This is a genomic window from Thalassobaculum sp. (genome assembly GCF_965223715.1).
Taxonomy (GTDB): Bacteria; Pseudomonadota; Alphaproteobacteria; order Thalassobaculales; family Thalassobaculaceae; genus Thalassobaculum.
Genome location: NZ_OZ245012.1, coordinates 3,918,867 through 3,933,750 on the forward strand (window position 1 = coordinate 3,918,867; position 14,884 = coordinate 3,933,750).

Consider the following 14,884-nt stretch of genomic DNA (forward strand, 5'->3'; position numbering starts at 1 on the left):
ACAGATGAATACATCCCTGACGACGCCGGATGTCGACGTCGCATCCAAATCACCGAGCGCCGAACAATTGGCCAACCGCTACACCAAGATCGAGTCGCGTGACGTCAACGTCTATTACGGCGAGAAGCATGCGCTGAAGCATGTGGACCTGAACGTCTACCAGAACGAGGTCACCGCCCTGATCGGCCCGTCCGGCTGCGGCAAATCCACCTTCCTGCGGTGCCTGAACCGCATGAACGACGTCATCGACATCTGCCGGGTGACCGGCAAGATCGCCCTGGACGAGCACGACATCTACGACCCGTCCCTGGACGTGGTGCAGCTGCGGGCCCGGGTCGGCATGGTGTTCCAGAAGCCGAACCCGTTCCCGAAGTCGATCTACGACAACATCGCCTACGGCCCGCGCATCCACGGCATCGCCCACGGCAAGGCCGAGCTGGACGAGATCGTGCAGAAGAGCCTGGAGCGCGCCGGCCTGTGGAAGGAGGTCAGCGACCGCCTCGACCAGCCGGGCACCGGCCTGTCCGGCGGCCAGCAGCAGCGCCTGTGCATCGCCCGGGCGATCGCGGTGAACCCGGAGGTGATCCTGATGGACGAGCCCTGCTCGGCCCTCGACCCGATCGCCACGGCCCGCATCGAGGAGCTGATCGACGAATTGCGGGAGAACTTCACGATCGTGATCGTCACCCACTCCATGCAGCAGGCCGCCCGCGTCTCCCAGCGCACCGCCTTCTTCCACCTGGGCGACCTGGTGGAGGTCGGAGAGACCGAGGCGATCTTCACCAACCCCGTCGACAGCCGGACCCAAGGGTACATCACCGGGCGTTTCGGTTAGGCTTCAGGACGTCGATGCGGGCCGGCGGACGGCCCGCGCATCCTCATTTGCATCCGGAGGTCTGAATCATGTCCGACAGCCATATCGTTTCCTCCTTCGACGAGGAACTGGACGGCCTGCGGTCGGCCATTTCCCGCATGGGCGGGCTGGTGGAAGCCCAGCTCGCCAACGCCGTCCAGGCAATCGCCAAGCGCGACGACGCGCTGGCCGGCCGCTGCATTGAGGCCGACAAGGACATCGACGACCTGGAGGACCAGGTCGAGGCGCTGACCCTGCGCATGCTGGCCCTGCGCCAGCCGGTGGCCCACGACCTGCGCCAGATCCTGTCGGCCCTGAAGATCTCCCACGACCTGGAGCGCATGGGCGACTACGCCACCAACGTGGCCAAGCGCGCCTCGGCCCTGTCCCAGCTGCCGGAGGTCGGGCCGATCAACGGCATCGCCCGCATGGGCCGGCTGACCCACCGGATCATCACCGACGTGCTGGACGCCTATAACCAGCGCGACGTCGAGCGGGCCATGGTGGCCTGGCAGCGCGACGAAGAGATCGACCAGATGTACACCAGCCTGTTCCGGGAGCTGTTGACCTACATGATGGAGGATCCGCGCAACATCACCGCCTGCGCGCATCTGCTCTTCGTCGCCAAGAACATCGAGCGGATCGGCGATCACGCGACCAACATCGCGGAGACCGTCTATTTCGAGGAGACCGGCCGCCGCCTGCAGGGCACCCGGCCGAAGGGGGACAACAGCAGCTTCGCCGTCGTCAAGCCGGAGGAGCTTTCCGATGGATCGTGATAGCGAGTGACCCAGCCCATGAAACCACTGATCCTGATCGTCGAGGATGAAGCGCCGATCGTCACCCTGCTGCGCTACAATTTGGAACGCGAAGGCTTCCGCGTCATCGACGCGGGCGACGGCGAGGAAGCCATGCTGGTCGCCGCGGAACGCCGTCCCGACCTGATCCTGCTGGACTGGATGCTGCCCCTGCTCTCGGGCATCGAGGCCTGCCGCCGCCTGCGCCGCGCGCCGGACCTGAAGAACATCCCGATCATCATGCTCACCGCCCGCGGCGAGGAAGGCGACCGGATCCGCGGCCTGAACTCGGGTGCCGACGACTACATCACCAAGCCGTTCAGCCCGGCCGAGCTGATCGCCCGGGTCCGCGCGGTGATGCGCCGGGCGCGGCCGTCCACCGAGGACGAGATCCTGCGCTTCGCCGACCTGACCATGGACCTGGCCGCCCACCGGGTGAAGCGCAGCGAGCGCGACATCCATCTCGGGCCGACCGAGTTCCGCCTGCTGCGCCATTTCCTGGAGCATCCGGGCCGGGTGTTCTCGCGCGAGCAGCTGCTCGACACGGTCTGGGGTCCGGACGTCTATGTCGAGCCGCGCACGGTCGACGTCCATATCCGCCGCCTGCGCAAGGCGCTGAACAGCGACAATGACGACGACATGATCCGCACGGTGCGCTCGGCCGGCTACGCGCTCGACGCCAACGCCGCGGCCTGATCGCCGCACCGGGCTCGCCGCGCGCCTTGCGCGTATTGTGACTGTGCAAGCCGCGGCGACTCAGATACCTGATCGGTATGGCGGCTGAACGCACCTCCTGGACCGACGGCATCCGGGTCTATCTCGACCGCCGGATGCTGATCATCCTCGTCTTCGGCTTCGCCTCCGGGCTGCCGGCGCCGCTGGTCTATTCCAACCTGTCGATCTGGCTGACCGATGCCGGCTTCTCGCGCTCCAGCGTCGGCCTGTTCAGCCTCGCCACCACCGCCTATGCCATCAACTTCCTGTGGGCGCCGCTGGTCGACCGGATGCGGCTGCCCGGACTGACCGACCGGCTTGGCCGGCGTCGCGGCTGGGCCCTGCTGACCCAGCTCCTGCTGATCGTGGCCATCGCCTTCCTCGGCCTGACCGACCCGACCGCCGATGTCTCCCTGGTGGCCCTGGCCTGCGTCTTCGTCGCCTTCGTCTCGGCGACCCAGGACATCGTGATCGACGCCTACCGGGTCGACATCCTGAAGCCCGACGAGTTCGGGGCGGGGTCGGCCGTGGCGATCTGGGGCTGGCATCTGGGCGGCACCCTGGTCGGCGGCGCGGGCGGGCTCTACCTCGCCGCCAGCCTGGGCTGGAACGCTACCTACCTGATCCTCGCCTGCACCCTGCTGATCGCCGTGGCCGCCACCCTGCTGGCGCCCGAACCGGAGCCGCGCGACCCGCTGCCCGAAAGCGTGTCGGACCGCGACGCGCCGGCGACCCAGCGGGCGGCGGTCTGGCTGCGCCAGGCGCTGATCGACCCGTTCACCGAGTTCATGCGCCGCGACTGGTGGCTGCTGATCCTGGTCTTCGTCTTCGTGTTCAAGTTCGGCGATGCCCTGCTCGGCCGCATGTCCTTCGTGTTCTACCGGGAGCTGGGCTTCGAGCTGACCCAGATCGCCGACGTGACCAAGGTGTTCGGCCTGGCCGCGGTCTGCCTGGGCGTCTTCGCCGGCGGCATCCTGGTGCGCATGGCCGGGGTGTTCCGCGCCCTGCTGGCCGGCGGGCTCGCCGCCGCGGCGACCAACCTCGCCTATGCGTATCTCGCCAGCGCGGGGCAGGACATGGAGGTCTTCGCCCTCGCGGTGATCGCCGACAACTTCACCGGCGGCCTGGCGACCGTCGCCTTCGTCGCCTATCTCGCCGGGCTCTGCAACACGGCCTTCTCCGCCACCCAGTACGCCCTGCTGAACTCGCTGGGCAACCTGGCGCGGATCTGGTTCGCGTCGTCGGCCGGGGTGATCGTCGACAGTCTGGGCGGGGACTGGGCGCTGTTCTTCACCATCACCGCCGGCCTCGCCCTGCTGGGCCTGCCGCTGCTGCTGGTGCTGATGTGGGTGCTGCCGGACCCGGCCAAGCCCGGATCCGGCGCGCGTTCGTCGTAAGGGCTCAGCCGAGCTTTTCGGCGACCAGCTTCTTCAGGTCGGCCTCGGGTCGGGCCCCCACATGGCTGATGATCTCCGAGGCGCAGATCGCCCCCATCCGCCCGCAGGTCACGATGTCCTTGCCGGCGGTATAGCCGTGCAGGAAGCCGGCGGCATAGAGGTCGCCGGCACCCGTGGTGTCCACCACCCGGTCGACCGGCTCGGCGTCGAGCACATGGACCTCGTCGCGATGGACCACGACCGCGCCCTTCTCGCTGCGGGTCAGGGCCGCCGTCTCGACCTCGAAACGAACCGCCTGAAGCACGTCGTCGAACCTGTCGGTCTCGAACAGGGACAGGGACTCCGCCTCGTTGGCGAAGAGGATGTCCACATGGTGCTTCACCAGTTCCTTGAAGTCGGCCCGGTGCCGGTCGACGCAGAACGAGTCCGACAGGGACAGGGCGACCTTGCCGCCGGCGCGGTGGGCGATCTCGGCCGCCTTGATGAAGGCCTTCTTCGCCTCGGGCTGGTCCCAGAGATAGCCCTCCAGGTAGACCACCTCGGCATCGGCGATCAGCTCCTCGGAGATGTCGTCCGGGGTCAGGTTCACGCAGGCGCCGAGAAAGGTGCTCATGGACCGCTGGGCATCCGGCGTCACCAGCACCAGGCAGCGCGCGGTCGGCGGGCCGTCCGGCGCGGCCGGCGTGTCGAAGCGCACGCCCTGGGCGGTGATGTCGTGGCGGAACACCTTGCCCAGCCCGTCATCGCGGACCTTGCCGATATAGCCGGTGCGGCTGCCCAGGGCGGCCAGGCCGGCGGCGGTGTTGCCGGCCGAGCCGCCGGACATCTCCACGCCCGGCCCCATGGCGGCGTAGAGGGATTCCGACCGCTCGGCGTCGATCAGGGTCATCGCGCCTTTCTCCACCTTCTCCGTCGCCAGGAAGGCGTCGTCGCAGCGGGAAATGACGTCGACGATGGCGTTGCCGATGGCGACGACATCCAGGCTCTTGGTCATTCAAATCTCCAGGAGTTCTTGGAAACGGCCTCGCCAGCACACTAGTGGTCTGGCCGAACCGATCAACCCCGGCGATCGGAACCCCGGCCTGTTTGCGGGGATCCGGCGTCACCGGCCGTGCTGCGCCCTTGAATAGCGGGCGGCTTCGTGGTTTCAAGCGCCGGGGCGACGTATCCATCCGAGACGGCCAAGCGAGACGGCGATGTTCACATCCATATCCCTGACCCTGGGTCAGCTCGGCGATCCCCGCCTTCGGACGGTGCTGATCCTGTCGATCGGCGCCAGCCTCGCGCTCATCGTCGCCCTCACCATCGGCGTCGGCTACGGGCTGAACGCCCTGGCCCAGACCGGGACCGAGTGGCTGGACAGCCTGCTGGTCTGGCTTGGGGCGGTCGGCACGTTCATCTTCGCCCTGATCTTCTTTCCCGGCTCGGTTCAGCTGGTCAGCGGACTGTTCGCCGACCGGGTGGCCGATGCGGTCATGTCGGTCCACTATCCGGACGCGCCGCAGCCGCGGGAGGTGCCCCTGGGCGAGGTGCTGGGCGACGGTCTGCGCTTCGCCTTCCTGTCGATCGGACTGAACATCCTGGCCCTGCCGCTGTATTTCGTGCTGCCGGGCCTGAACCTGATCGTGTTCTACGGGCTCAACGGCTACCTGCTGGGCCGGGAATACGCCGAGATGGTGGGGCAGCGGACCCTCGACCGGATGTCCATGCGGGCGTTCCGGAACGCGAATCGGACATCGATCTTTCTGGGGGGTGTGCTGATCGCGGCCCTCTCCACCATCCCGGTGCTGAACCTCACAACTCCCGTGGTGGCAACCGCTTTTGCCGTCCACGAACATGAACGGTTGCGGCGCCGAACCGTTCCGCGATAATATCGGCGGGGCAACCGCTTAGCCGAAAGCGCTCAGTTAGGAGATCAGCCATGTTCCGGCGTCGCAGAGCATCCGAAATGCCGCGAGACGGAAATGTCGAACCGGTAATGGATGCGGGCGTATCGCAGAAGCCCGGCTCCGGCACCGACGACAACGCGATATCCACCCCCCTCGGCAGCCTGTCTGAGCGCGCGGACAGCGTGTCGGGGTCGCCGGACTCCGACACCGTGCGTCCGGACGCCTCGACCACCTCCCCCTCGTCCGCCGCTTCCGACTCGAAAGGTTCGGCCATGTCCGCTTCGACCCCCCCGCGTTCCCCCGGCCAGGGCTTCGTGCCCGAGATTCCTCGCCGCTCCGCCGCCGACATTCCCGGCGCGCCGCCGCGCCGTCCGAACGCGCCGCGCGGCAACGAGGAGAGCAAGCGCCTCCTGGTCGGCAAGGACATCTCGCTCTCCGGCGAGATCACGGCCTGCGACTCCCTGGTGGTGGAAGGCACCGTCCAGGCTACCCTGGAGCACAGCCAGTCCCTCGAGGTCACCGAGACCGGGCTGTACAAGGGCAAGGTGACGATAGAAGAAGCGATCATAGCCGGCCGCTTCGAGGGCGAGCTGTCGGTCCGCGGCACCCTGACGGTGAAGGCCACCGGGGTGCTCGAGGGCAAGGTTCGGTTCACCAAGCTGGAAGTCGAGCTTGGCGGCGTGATCAAGGGCGATATCAGCCCCCTGACCGAAGAGTGATCTGCGAATGGATCCTGTCGCCGGGCGCCGCCTCTGCGCCCTTGCCCTGACGGGCGCGGTCTTCCTTTCCGGATGCGCAACGACAACGCCGGCGCCGACCGCGTCGCCGGCCCTGGCCGCGACGTCGGTGGCCCGCGGCGCCGCACCGGTCCCGGCGGCGACCGGGCGGACCATGCGGCCGCGGCCGGTCGCCCTGCGGGACGAGCGGTCCCTGCGCGCCCTGGATCCGACCGGGGTCGAGCGGCTGATCGGCCGGCCGGCCTTCGTGCGCCAGGACGGCGGCGCCACGGTCTGGCAGTACACCGCCCGCACCTGCGTGATGGATCTGTTCTGGTACCGCTCCGAGATCGGCCCGGCGCTGGTCCATATGGAGGCCCGCACCATCCACGGCCCGCGTGCGGCCGACATGCAGGGCTGCCTCGACGAGCTGTGGAAGCAGCACACGGTCGAGGCGGAGAGCTGAGCCGGGCCGGCTGCGTCAGGCCGCGGCCGTCTTATCCTTGAAGTTGCAGACCGCCGCGACCTTGCAGTCCGGACAGCGGGGCTTGCGCGCCTTGCAGATGTAGCGGCCGTGCAGGATCAGCCAGTGATGGGCGTGCCGCAGATAGGCCGGCGGAACCTTCTTCAGCAGCGCCTTCTCCACCGCCAGCGGCGTCTTGCCGGCGGCGAGGCCGGTGCGGTTGGCGACCCGGAACAGATGGGTGTCGACGGCGATGGTCGGCTCCCCGAAGGCGATGTTCAGCACAACGTTGGCGGTCTTGCGGCCGACGCCCGGCAGGGCCTCCAGCGCCTCGCGGTCGCGCGGCACCGCGCTGCCGTGCTTCGCGATCAGCTGTTCGCAAAGCGCGATGACGTTCTTGGCCTTGGCGTTGAACAGGCCGATCGTCTTGATGTGCTCCTTCACCCCGGCCTCGCCCAGCGCCAGCATCTTCTCCGGCGTGTCGGCGACCGGGAACAGCTTCTTCATCGCCTTGTTGACGCCGATATCCGTCGCCTGGGCCGAGAGTACGACGGCGACCAGCAGGGTGAAGGGGTTGATCCAGTCGAGCTCGCCCTGGGGCTCCGGATTCTCTGCCTGGAGCGTGGCGAAGAAGGTCTCGATCTGGGCTTTGGTCATCGCGCGGGCCATGACCCTGTTTAGCCGCCGCGACACCGGGCCGCAATCGCCCACATGGCCGTGCCCGATTGACCGCACCCGGGGCCGCGGCGCTAATCTGGGGCCATGGAAGAGACCGATGCCATCGCGGGAGCGCAGCCGGAGGACAAGCCTGTTCTGGATCTCGTTCTGTATCCGCATCGATCCCTGACGCCCCACGGGTTCCTGATCCTGATGGCGGCGATCGCCGGGATCTCCTTCACCGTCGGGCTGATCTTCTTCCTGGTCGGCGCCTGGCCGATCGTCGGCTTTCTCGGCCTCGACGTGGCGGTGATCTATCTCGCCTTCCGCCTGAACTATCGGGCCGGCCGCGCCTACGAGACGATCCGGCTGGTTGATGGCGAGCTGGAGATCGTGAAGATCGACGCCAGGGGCCGCCGCCGGCGCTATGTGCTGCCGTCGGCCTGGCTCCGGGTCGATCTGGAGGCCCGGCCGCGACGCGCCGGCCGTCTGACCCTGCATTCCCGGGGCCGCTGGCTGGAGATCGGCGCCTTCCTGGGTCAGGAGGAGAAGGACGGGCTGGCGGCAGTCCTGCGCGACGGGTTGCGCCGCGCGGCCCTGCCGCCGCATCTCACCATTTCGGATACGAACTGACCGGCTCAGGTGATGCCGAGCACGTCGCGCATGGTGTAGAGCCCCGGCGCGCGTCCGGCGACCCAGCGGGCGGCCCGCACGGCCCCGGCGGCGAAGACGTCGCGGCCGCTGGCCTTGTGGCCGATCTCCACGCGTTCGCCCGCACCGGCGAAGATCACCGTATGATCGCCGATCACGTCGCCGCCCCTTAACGTTGCGAAACCGATCTGACCTTGCTCCCGCGGGCCCGTGTGTCCCTCGCGGGAGAGCACGGCGACGTCGTCGAAGCTGCGCCCCCGTCCCTTGGCGGCGGCCCGGCCGAGTCCGAGCGCGGTGCCGGAGGGCGCGTCGACCTTCCGGTTGTGGTGCATCTCGACGATCTCGATGTCCCAGGCCTCGTCCAGGGCGGCGGAGACCTGCTCGACCACGGCCAGCAGCAGGTTGACCCCCAGGCTCATGTTCGGCGCATAGACGATGGCGGTCGATTTGGCGTGCTCGGCGAGGATCGCCTCCTGCTCGTTCGAGAGTCCGGTGGTTCCGATCACGAGCGGCGTGCCCATCGCCGCCGCGCGGGCGGCATGGGCGAGGGTCGCCTCGGGCAGGGTGAAGTCGATGGCCACATCGACGCCCAGAACGGCGTCCACATCGTCGGTCACGGCGACGCCGAGCGGTCCGACCCCGGCGAGGTCGCCGATATCGGCACCGAGATGGGCACTACCGGCACGATCGGCGGCTTTTTTCACGGTCATCCCGTCCGCTTCGGTGACGGCTTTGGTGACCATCCGACCCATGCGTCCGGTACTCCCGAAGACGCCCACTGCCAGTGCCATCGATCCTTCTCCCTTCCGGCCATTGCGCCGCGCAGAATACGGCTTATCTGCGTATTGTCAGCCCTGCGCGGCGATCAGACTATCGCATTTCTATTTGTATGGTGTTAAACACAAATTCAGTTTGATAGTCTAATTAAATGGAGAAAAATCGTGGATGTGCGCACGCTCTGCCTCGGCGTTCTCAGTTTCGGGGACACCAGCGGATACGGCATACGCAAGGCCGTGGAGGACTGGTTCGGTCACTTCGCCCATGCGAGCCTCGGCGCCATCTATCCGGCCCTCGCGAAGGCGGTAGCAAAGGGTGAGATCGAGGTCGTGGGGCCGGGCGACGTCTCCCTGGAGAAGCGGGTCTTCCGCCTGACCGAGATCGGCCGCCAGGCCCTCGTCTCCTCGGTCTCCGCCGCCTCCGGCGAGGAGGTCCTGCGCTCGCCCTTCCTGACCGCCATGTTCTTCGCCCATCTGGTGGAGATGGACGACGTCAATCGTATCGTGGACGAGCGTCTCGCAGGACTCCGGCAGGAACAGCGCCGTCTGCGGGGTCTTCCCAGTGCCGAGATGACCGAAGGACAGCGCTTCACGATCCGCTATGCCATGGCCATGACCGGCGCGGCGATCGCCTTCATGGAGCGCGAGGGCCGGGCGATGGTCACCGCGATCAACCGGGAAAAGTCGGGCGGATTCTGAGGGGTGACGGTACTACCCCGGAAACCCGCGGTTTCCTTGGGGTAGTACCCGGTTTTGGGAGATGGTACGGCGCCGCCGGGGCTAGTCGCGCAGGTCCTCCCACAGCTCCTTCACCTTGTCGAAGAAGCCGTGGCTCTGCGGACTGGTCTTCTCCACGCCGCTGTCCTTCTGGAATTCCTCCAGCAGCTCGCGCTGACGGTCGGTCAGGTTGACCGGCGTCTCGACGGCGACCTCCACATACATGTCGCCCCGCGACGGCGACCGCAGCACGGACATGCCCTTGCCGCGCAGCCGGAACTGCCGGCCGGTCTGGGTGCCGGCGGGCACGGAGACCTTGGCCCGCTTGCCCTCGATGGTCGGCACCTCGATGGCACCGCCCAGGGACGCGGTGACCATCTCCAGCGGGACCCGGCAGTAGATGTCGGCGCCTTCGCGCTGGAAGATCGGGTGCGGCTGGATGTTGAGGAACAGATACAGGTCGCCCGGCGGCGCGCCGCGCATGCCGGCCTCGCCTTCGCCCTGCAGGCGGATGCGGGTTCCGTCCTCCACGCCGGCGGGGATGTTGACCGACAGGGTCTTCTCCTTGCGCTGGCGCCCCGCGCCGTTGCAGGCCTTGCAGGGGTTCTCGATCACCTGGCCGACACCGCCGCAGGCCGCACAGGTCCGCTCGATGGTGAAGAAGCCCTGCTGGGTGCGGGTCTTGCCGCGCCCGCCGCAGGTTGGACAGGGGATCGGCTTCGACCCCTTCTCGGCGCCGGCCCCGTCGCAGACGTCGCAGGTCACCGAGGTCGGGACGCGGATCTCGGCCTGTTTGCCGTTGAACGCGTCCTCCAGGCTGACCGTCATGTTGTAGCGCAGGTCGGACCCGCGGCCGGGGCTCGCCCCCCGGCGGCCGCCGCCGCCCATGAAGTCGCCGAACATCTCCTCGAAGATGTCGGCGAAGCCGCCGGAGAAGCCCTCGAAGCCGCCGGCACCGCCCGGGCGCGGACCGCCGCCCTCGAACGCTGCGTGACCGAAACGATCATAGGCGGCCTTCTTCTCGTCGTCCTTCAGGACGTCGTAGGCCTCGTTGAGTTCCTTGAACTTGAGTTCCGCTTCCGCGTTGCCGTGGTTGCGGTCGGGATGGAACTGCATCGCAAGCTTGCGATACGCCTTTTTCAGGGTGTCCTTGTCGGCGTTCCGGTCAACGCCCAGGACCTCGTAATAGTCGCGCTTCGCCATCGATCGTCACCGCCCCCGGTATCGCGCTAGTGTCGTCGCTGCCCGTGCCCCTGAGAAGCCCCGGTCTGCGCAGACCGGAGCGCCCGGCACCGATCGGTGAGGATGGTGCCGGGCCACGTGCATTCGCCTGATCTGGATCAGGCCGACTTGTTGCGATCCTGGTCGTCGACTTCCTCGAAGTCGGCGTCGACCACATCGTCGGCACCGCCGGAGGAGTCCGACTGACCGCCGGAACCGGCCTCGGCCCCGCCCTCGGCGGCACCGGCCTCCTGCTGGGCCTTGTACATCGCCTCGCCCAGCTTCATGGACGACTGCTGCAGCGCCTGAAGCTTGGCCTGGATGTCCTCGACATCGTCGCCGTCCATCGCGGTCTTCAGGGCCGCGAGGTCCGACTCGACCGCCGACTTGTCCGCCGGATCGACCTTGTCGCCATAGTCGGCGAGGGTCTTCTCCGTGGCGTGGATGGCGTTGTCCGCCTGGTTGCGCGCCTCGATCAGCTCGCGACGCTTCTTGTCGCCGGCCGCATTCGCCTCGGCGTCCTTGATCATCTGCTCGATGTCGCTGTCGGACAGACCGCCGGAGGCCTGGATGCGGATCTGCTGCTCCTTGCCGGTGGCCTTGTCCTTGGCGGACACGTTGACGATGCCGTTGGCGTCGATGTCGAAGGTCACTTCCACCTGCGGCACGCCGCGCGGTGCCGGCGGGATACCGACCAGATCGAACTGGCCGAGCATCTTGTTGTCGGCCGCCATCTCGCGCTCGCCCTGGAAGACCCGGATGGTCACCGCGGTCTGGTTGTCCTCGGCGGTCGAGAAGGTCTGGCTCTTCTTGGTCGGGATCGTCGTGTTGCGGTCGATCAGTCGGGTGAACACGCCGCCCAGGGTCTCGATGCCGAGCGACAGCGGGGTCACGTCGAGCAGCAGGACGTCCTTGACCTCGCCCTTCAGCACGCCGGCCTGGATCGCCGCACCGGAAGCGACGACCTCGTCCGGGTTCACGCCGCGGTTCGGATCCTTGCCGAAGAAGCTCTTCACCGTCTCGATGATCTTCGGCATGCGGGTCATGCCGCCGACCAGGATCACCTCGTCGATCTCGCCGGCGGACAGGCCGGCATCCTTCAGCGCGGCCTTGCACGGCGCGATCGTGCGCTGAACCAGGTCGTCCACCAGGGCTTCCAGCTTGGCGCGGGTGACCTTGATGTTCAGGTGCTTCGGACCGGACTGGTCGGCCGTGATGAACGGCAGGTTCACCTCGGTCTGCTGCGAGGAGGACAGCTCGATCTTCGCCTTCTCGGCCGCCTCCTTCAGACGCTGCAGCGCCAGGCGGTCGGAGCGCAGGTCGATCCCGTTCTCCTTCTTGAACTCGTCGGCCAGGTAGTCGATCAGCCGCTGGTCGAAGTCCTCACCGCCGAGGAAGGTGTCTCCGTTGGTCGACTTCACCTCGAACACGCCGTCGCCGATCTCCAGCACGGACACGTCGAACGTACCGCCGCCGAGGTCATAGACCGCGATAGTGCCGGAGGACTTCTTGTCCAGACCGTAGGCCAGGGAGGCCGCGGTCGGCTCGTTGATGATGCGGAGGACCTCGAGGCCGGCGATCTTGCCGGCGTCCTTGGTCGCCTGGCGCTGGGCGTCGTTGAAATAGGCCGGGACGGTGATGACCGCCTGGGTAACGCTCTCGCCCAGATAGGCCTCCGCGTCCTCCTTCAGCTTGCCGAGGATCATCGCGGAGATCTGCGCCGGGCTGTACTTCTGACCGTCGATCTCGACCCACGCGTCGCCGTTGTCGCCGGGGACGACCTTGTAGGGGACCAGATCGTTGAACTTCTTCGACGCGGCATCGTCCGCGCGGCGGCCGAGCAGGCGCTTGATCGCGAACAGCGTCTTTTCCGGGTTGGTGACGGCCTGGCGCTTGGCGGCCTGGCCGACCAGCCGCTCGCCACCGTCGGCGAAAGCGACCATCGAGGGCGTGGTGCGCGCGCCCTCGGCATTCTCGATGACCTTGGAAGTCGAGCCGTCCATGACGGCGACGCACGAGTTCGTCGTGCCGAGATCAATACCGATTACCTTGCTCATGCGATCCTCTCTTCAGCGGCAGACGCCATTGGCCTCGAAAGCGCCGTCGGCGCCCCCATGGGGGACAATTTCAGGATTGAACCGTATATAGTGGGGCCATTCGCCGACGCAAGCGTTGCCGGAGCCTGATTCGCGGCCCAAGTTGGCGTTTACCATGATCGTCTCCGCCAGCTACAAGACCGACATCCCCGCCTTCTACGGTTCCTGGTTCCGCAATCGGCTCGCCGCCGGCTATGCGCGGGTGGCGAACCCCTATGGCGGCAAGCCCTTCACCGTCGATCTGACCCCGGAGGGTGCCGAGGCCTTCGTGTTCTGGACCCGCAATGCCGAGCCGTTCCTCGACACGCTGGAGGCGCTGGCGACCCGGCGGCGGCCGTTCATGGTCCAGGTCACCGTCACCGGCTATCCGCGGTCGCTGGAGCGCTCGGTGATCGATCCGGAACGGGCGGTCGCCCAGATCCGCGAGATGGCGCGGCATTTCGGCCCGCGCAGCGTGGTCTGGCGCTACGACCCGGTGCTGATCACCGACGTCACGCCGCCGGAATTCCACGAGGAGTCGCTCCGGCGGCTCGCCGCCGCCCTGTCCGGGTCGGTGGACGAGGTGGTGCTGTCCTTCGCGACGATCTATCGCAAGACCGGCGCCAATCTCGGTCGGCTGGCGCGGGAGTCCGGCATCGCCTGGCGCGACCCGGAGCCGGAGGAGAAGCGGGCCCTGCTGGCGCGGCTGGCGGAGATCGCCGCCGATCACGGCATCCGTCCGACGCTCTGCGCCCAGCCGGAGCTGCTGTCGCCCGGGCTGGAGCCGGCCGCCTGCATCGACAGGGCCCGGCTGTCGGACATCGCGGGCGGGGCGATCGCCGGGCGGGAGAAGGGCAACCGGCCTGGCTGCCTCTGCGCGGAGAGCCGCGACATCGGCGCCTACGATTCCTGCCCGCACGGGTGCCTTTACTGCTACGCGGTGGGGCGCCCGGAAACCGCCAAGCGCAAGCTGCGGGCCCATGACCCGGAGGGCGACTTCCTGTTCCCGCCGGGTGGGGGAGCCGCTCGGTGAGGCAAACACTCTCTGTCCCTCTCCCCGGATTTATTCCGGGGCAGCGCTCGATCAGGCGTGACCGACCGAGTTGAGCCTCTGACCACCACGCGGCGGATGGGCTTGCCCCGGAATAAATCCGGGGAGTGGGTGAGGTGTTAGTGAGGAAGAGAGCTAGGGGGAGCGCCCGGCGCTCCCGGCCTCACGCGGTGGTATCGACCCGCTCGTGGTCTTCCGGCTTGCCGCCCTTGGACACGCCGACCATGGCGGCGCGCAGCAGCCGGTCGTGCAGCACATAGCCCGGCGCCAGCACCTGGACCACCGTGCCCGGCGCCTTCGACGGATCCTCCACCTCGAACATCGCCTGGTGCAGGTTGTAGTCGAACTTCTCGCCGAGCGGGTTGATCCGCTGGATCTTGTGCTTGTCGAAGGCCGCCAGGACCTCCTTCTCGGTCATCTCCACGCCGACGATGACGTTCTTCACCGCATCGTCCAGGGATTCCCGGTCGGCCGGGGCGGATTCCAGGGCGCGCCGCAGGTTGTCCACCGCGTTCAGCAGATCCTTGGCGAGGTCGGCCGACGCGAATTTGCGCCACTGCTCCTTCTCGCGGTCGGTGCGCCGGCGCAGGTTCTCCGCATCGGCGAGCGCCCGCAGGGCCTGGTCCTTGAGCTGGGCGACCTGCTCCTCGAGCTCGGCGATCCGCACGTCGCGCGCATCGGCGTGACCGCCCTCCGTGTCGAGCAGGCCCTCCTCGGACAGCCCCAGGCTCTCGGCAAGGGACGCCTCGGCCGCGGCATCGTACGGGGTCTCGCCCGACGCCTGCTGGTCGTTGACGGGTTGCGGGCCGGCGGGCTTGTTCTGGTCGTTCGCCATGATCGCTACTCGTATCCTGCGGTTGAACTCTCGGCACGTCCGAAGATCGGGGACTGTGTGACGCCCGCTATG

The 14,884-nt window shown here is 67.8% G+C and carries 16 protein-coding genes; 10 read left to right on the forward strand and 6 right to left on the reverse strand.

Annotated features, from left to right (window positions below):
• Positions 1-4 precede the first annotated feature (4 nt).
• From pstB to ACOQOP_RS18135, 4 genes are all read left to right on the forward strand, one after another.
• A complete protein-coding gene (gene pstB, locus ACOQOP_RS18120) occupies positions 5-835 on the forward strand; it encodes a phosphate ABC transporter ATP-binding protein PstB (protein WP_420563214.1) in 831 nt (276 codons plus the stop codon).
• 68 nt (positions 836-903) lie between these two features.
• Positions 904-1,632, forward strand: a complete 729-nt coding sequence (gene phoU / locus ACOQOP_RS18125) for a phosphate signaling complex protein PhoU (protein ID WP_420563215.1) — start codon at positions 904-906, stop codon at positions 1,630-1,632.
• An 18-nt stretch (positions 1,633-1,650) separates the two neighbouring features.
• On the forward strand, positions 1,651-2,346 hold the full coding sequence (gene phoB / locus ACOQOP_RS18130; RefSeq protein WP_420563216.1) for a phosphate regulon transcriptional regulator PhoB: 696 nt from the start codon (positions 1,651-1,653) through the stop codon (positions 2,344-2,346).
• A 77-nt stretch (positions 2,347-2,423) separates the two neighbouring features.
• Positions 2,424-3,761, forward strand: coding sequence for an AmpG family muropeptide MFS transporter (locus ACOQOP_RS18135; protein WP_420563217.1), 1,338 nt, complete (start codon positions 2,424-2,426; stop codon positions 3,759-3,761).
• 4 nt (positions 3,762-3,765) lie between these two features.
• On the opposite strand, the gene ACOQOP_RS18140 is transcribed toward ACOQOP_RS18135, so the two are convergent.
• Positions 3,766-4,755, reverse strand: a complete 990-nt coding sequence (locus tag ACOQOP_RS18140) for an adenosine kinase (protein WP_420563218.1) — start codon at positions 4,753-4,755, stop codon at positions 3,766-3,768.
• A 202-nt stretch (positions 4,756-4,957) separates the two neighbouring features.
• Between ACOQOP_RS18140 and ACOQOP_RS18145 the strand changes: the two genes are divergently transcribed.
• From ACOQOP_RS18145 to ACOQOP_RS18155, 3 genes are all read left to right on the forward strand, one after another.
• Positions 4,958-5,632, forward strand: coding sequence for an EI24 domain-containing protein (locus ACOQOP_RS18145; protein WP_420563219.1), 675 nt, complete (start codon positions 4,958-4,960; stop codon positions 5,630-5,632).
• Positions 5,633-5,922: 290 nt separating this feature from the next.
• Positions 5,923-6,369 carry a bactofilin family protein gene (locus ACOQOP_RS18150; RefSeq protein ID WP_420563220.1) on the forward strand — a complete coding sequence of 149 codons (447 nt, stop codon included), beginning with the start codon at positions 5,923-5,925 and terminating at the stop codon, positions 6,367-6,369.
• A 7-nt stretch (positions 6,370-6,376) separates the two neighbouring features.
• A complete protein-coding gene (locus tag ACOQOP_RS18155) occupies positions 6,377-6,832 on the forward strand; it encodes a hypothetical protein (RefSeq protein WP_420563221.1) in 456 nt (151 codons plus the stop codon).
• A 15-nt stretch (positions 6,833-6,847) separates the two neighbouring features.
• Here ACOQOP_RS18155 and nth read toward each other — a convergent pair whose 3' ends face one another.
• A complete protein-coding gene (gene nth / locus ACOQOP_RS18160) occupies positions 6,848-7,486 on the reverse strand; it encodes an endonuclease III (protein WP_420563222.1) in 639 nt (212 codons plus the stop codon).
• A 105-nt stretch (positions 7,487-7,591) separates the two neighbouring features.
• On the opposite strand from nth, the gene ACOQOP_RS18165 reads away from it, so the two are divergent.
• Positions 7,592-8,119: a DUF2244 domain-containing protein gene (locus ACOQOP_RS18165; RefSeq protein ID WP_420563223.1), complete on the forward strand. Its 528-nt coding sequence runs from the start codon at positions 7,592-7,594 to the stop codon at positions 8,117-8,119.
• 5 nt (positions 8,120-8,124) lie between these two features.
• On the opposite strand, the gene dapB is transcribed toward ACOQOP_RS18165, so the two are convergent.
• A complete protein-coding gene (dapB, locus tag ACOQOP_RS18170; RefSeq protein ID WP_420566547.1) occupies positions 8,125-8,922 on the reverse strand; it encodes a 4-hydroxy-tetrahydrodipicolinate reductase in 798 nt (265 codons plus the stop codon).
• A 156-nt stretch (positions 8,923-9,078) separates the two neighbouring features.
• Here dapB and ACOQOP_RS18175 point away from each other — a divergent pair, with 156 nt between their 5' ends.
• Positions 9,079-9,612, forward strand: coding sequence for a PadR family transcriptional regulator (locus ACOQOP_RS18175; RefSeq protein ID WP_420563224.1), 534 nt, complete (start codon positions 9,079-9,081; stop codon positions 9,610-9,612).
• Positions 9,613-9,693: 81 nt separating this feature from the next.
• On the opposite strand, the gene dnaJ is transcribed toward ACOQOP_RS18175, so the two are convergent.
• Positions 9,694-10,833, reverse strand: a complete 1,140-nt coding sequence (gene dnaJ / locus ACOQOP_RS18180) for a molecular chaperone DnaJ (RefSeq protein WP_420563225.1) — start codon at positions 10,831-10,833, stop codon at positions 9,694-9,696.
• 137 nt (positions 10,834-10,970) lie between these two features.
• Positions 10,971-12,908, reverse strand: a complete 1,938-nt coding sequence (gene dnaK / locus ACOQOP_RS18185) for a molecular chaperone DnaK (RefSeq protein WP_420563226.1) — start codon at positions 12,906-12,908, stop codon at positions 10,971-10,973.
• Positions 12,909-13,062: 154 nt separating this feature from the next.
• On the opposite strand from dnaK, the gene ACOQOP_RS18190 reads away from it, so the two are divergent.
• On the forward strand, positions 13,063-13,959 hold the full coding sequence (locus ACOQOP_RS18190; protein ID WP_420563227.1) for a DUF1848 domain-containing protein: 897 nt from the start codon (positions 13,063-13,065) through the stop codon (positions 13,957-13,959).
• Positions 13,960-14,140: 181 nt separating this feature from the next.
• Here ACOQOP_RS18190 and grpE read toward each other — a convergent pair whose 3' ends face one another.
• Entirely contained in the window at positions 14,141-14,812 is a 672-nt protein-coding gene (grpE, locus tag ACOQOP_RS18195; RefSeq protein WP_420563228.1) for a nucleotide exchange factor GrpE, read from the reverse strand.
• Positions 14,813-14,884 lie beyond the last annotated feature (72 nt).

Coding starts and splice junctions, on each gene's coding strand:
- ACOQOP_RS18150 (WP_420563220.1), top strand. CDS start 5,923: ATGTCCGCTTCGACCCCCCCGCGTTCCCCCGGCCAGGGCTTCGTGCCC.
- nth (WP_420563222.1), bottom strand. CDS start 7,486: ATGACCAAAGCCCAGATCGAGACCTTCTTCGCCACGCTCCAGGCAGAG.
- ACOQOP_RS18140 (WP_420563218.1), bottom strand. CDS start 4,755: ATGACCAAGAGCCTGGATGTCGTCGCCATCGGCAACGCCATCGTCGAC.
- ACOQOP_RS18145 (WP_420563219.1), top strand. CDS start 4,958: ATGTTCACATCCATATCCCTGACCCTGGGTCAGCTCGGCGATCCCCGC.
- pstB (WP_420563214.1), top strand. CDS start 5: ATGAATACATCCCTGACGACGCCGGATGTCGACGTCGCATCCAAATCA.
- phoU (WP_420563215.1), top strand. CDS start 904: ATGTCCGACAGCCATATCGTTTCCTCCTTCGACGAGGAACTGGACGGC.
- ACOQOP_RS18190 (WP_420563227.1), top strand. CDS start 13,063: ATGATCGTCTCCGCCAGCTACAAGACCGACATCCCCGCCTTCTACGGT.
- grpE (WP_420563228.1), bottom strand. CDS start 14,812: ATGGCGAACGACCAGAACAAGCCCGCCGGCCCGCAACCCGTCAACGAC.
- dnaJ (WP_420563225.1), bottom strand. CDS start 10,833: ATGGCGAAGCGCGACTATTACGAGGTCCTGGGCGTTGACCGGAACGCC.
- phoB (WP_420563216.1), top strand. CDS start 1,651: ATGAAACCACTGATCCTGATCGTCGAGGATGAAGCGCCGATCGTCACC.
- dnaK (WP_420563226.1), bottom strand. CDS start 12,908: ATGAGCAAGGTAATCGGTATTGATCTCGGCACGACGAACTCGTGCGTC.
- ACOQOP_RS18135 (WP_420563217.1), top strand. CDS start 2,424: ATGGCGGCTGAACGCACCTCCTGGACCGACGGCATCCGGGTCTATCTC.
- ACOQOP_RS18155 (WP_420563221.1), top strand. CDS start 6,377: ATGGATCCTGTCGCCGGGCGCCGCCTCTGCGCCCTTGCCCTGACGGGC.
- ACOQOP_RS18165 (WP_420563223.1), top strand. CDS start 7,592: ATGGAAGAGACCGATGCCATCGCGGGAGCGCAGCCGGAGGACAAGCCT.